This is a genomic window from Desulforhabdus sp. TSK (assembly GCF_022836495.1).
GTDB lineage: Bacteria > Desulfobacterota > Syntrophobacteria > Syntrophobacterales > Syntrophobacteraceae > Desulforhabdus.
The window spans coordinates 1,788-3,423 of the sequence record NZ_BQXM01000060.1 but is presented as its reverse complement, the minus strand read 5'-3'; the positions used below and the strand labels follow the sequence as shown (position 1 = coordinate 3,423).

Here is a 1,636-nt window from a genome sequence, read left to right as displayed (position 1 = left end):
TTCGATCCATACCATCCCGCTTCTAAATGGAGCGCCGCAGCTTATCGTCAAAATGCTTTAAGGAAGTGGACTGCTCATCATGGAAGTCCTTCGGCTGCGAGTGCAGGACATCGATCTTCAAATGAAAACGATCACTGTGCACTCCGGAAAGGGGGGCAAGGATTGAATCACGACCTTTCCCGTTCCGATTGCTCCACTCCGGCAAAGCCATCTGGCATGGGTTAAGGTGATCCAAGAGAGGGATCTGGCCCAGGGATTCGGCGCGGTCTATCTGCCGCATGCCCTGGAGCGCAAATATCCACTGGCCCCGAAGGAATGGGGCCGGCAGTATGTCTTTCCCCCCGGCAGCATGTCTTAAGATCGCCTAAGCGGTCTCGTGCGGGGCCATCACGTCGATCCCAGCATCGTGAACAAAGCCATCAAGTTAGCGGTGCGTAAGGCAGGGATAAACAAGAGGATCACGGCGCATAGCTTTCGCCACAGTTTTGCCGCCCACCTGTTGCAACGCGGTACGGATATTCGCACCATCCATGCCTTGCTCGGCCACAGCAATGTCTCAACAACCATGATCTACACTCACGTTCTACAGCAAGGCGGGCATGGGGTTCTGAGCCCACTGGACGATCCCAGTATTTGAATTACAGGCGGTCGGAGGCCGCCACTCTCGCCGTCGTCACAAGAATGCCTCTATTTCGATTCCCGTGAAAGCCCTCCCGCTACACCCGCCAACACACGCCGCAGCGCCTCGGGCAGGGCGTGCAGCAGTTCCTCGATGCTGGAGGCCGGGGTGGGCTCGGCGATGAGGCCCATCACCCGGTTTATTTTCGCGGCGAGAGAGCAGGCCTGTGGGATGGGGTAGCTCCCCGCAATCAGCGCCCCCACGATGCCCGTCAGGCTGTCCCCCGTACCGCCGACGGGCTCCATGGCTTCCACGGAGGGCTCCGCAATTCTGTCCAAGATCCCGTCGCGGGAGGCCACGAGGTCGCAGACTCCCTTCACCAGCAGGTAGCGGGACGCGTCTTCGTGTTCGTAAGCACGCTGGATCAGCTCCGGGGCACGGTCCTCCTCCTGCAGGATGAAGCCGCGGGTGTAAAAAGGGTGCGGCGCGGCTTCGTCGGCCAGAAAAGCGAGCTCGCCGGCATCGGGCGTGAACAGGTCGTAGGACGGGGCGAACCCGCTCATCTTCGCCACGTACATGAACCCGGCGTCGGCCACCAGGAGCGGCTTCTTCTCCAGATCCTCGATGCACAGGTAGACCCTGTTGTGCCAGTCCACATCCGGCTGCAGGTAGTGATAGACCAGCAGGTCCGGTGCCAGGAGCGGGAGGTTTTCGGTGAGGTGTTTGTAGATGAGGGCGGAACCGTTTCCCCGGCCGATATCCCCGCCAAGGAGAGTCCGCGGGGGCTCGATCCCCAGGACACCGGCGGTGATGCAGGCCGCCGCCAGCAGTGCGGGAGTACCGCGCGCGATGGAAACCGTGTGGTCTTCGAGATGCAGGCGGCCGCTCTCGAGACGGCAGGGGCCTTCGTAGAGGGGGAAATCCTCCCGTGGGATCGTTCCGACAATCAACCAGGACATCTTCGCAGGAGCTCCTCGTAGGCCAGTTGCAGGGCGTACCCGCACAGGGTATGCCCCA

General features: G+C 61.2%; 3 protein-coding genes. 2 read left to right on the top strand and 1 reads right to left on the bottom strand.

What is annotated here, in order from left to right; genetic code table 11:
- Positions 1–226: 226 nt before the first annotated feature.
- Positions 227–358, top strand: coding sequence for a hypothetical protein (locus MWC30_RS22575; protein WP_256461287.1), 132 nt, complete (start codon positions 227–229; stop codon positions 356–358).
- A gap of 18 nt (positions 359–376) precedes the next feature.
- On the top strand, positions 377–637 hold the full coding sequence (locus MWC30_RS21080; RefSeq protein ID WP_256461286.1) for a tyrosine-type recombinase/integrase: 261 nt from the start codon (positions 377–379) through the stop codon (positions 635–637).
- Positions 638–687: 50 nt separating this feature from the next.
- Here MWC30_RS21080 and MWC30_RS21075 read toward each other — a convergent pair whose 3' ends face one another.
- The gene (locus MWC30_RS21075; RefSeq protein ID WP_244086175.1) at positions 688–1,578 is read right to left on the bottom strand and encodes an NAD(P)H-hydrate dehydratase; all 891 of its coding nucleotides are present in this window, start codon (positions 1,576–1,578) and stop codon (positions 688–690) included.
- Between the last annotated feature and the right edge of the window lie 58 nt (positions 1,579–1,636).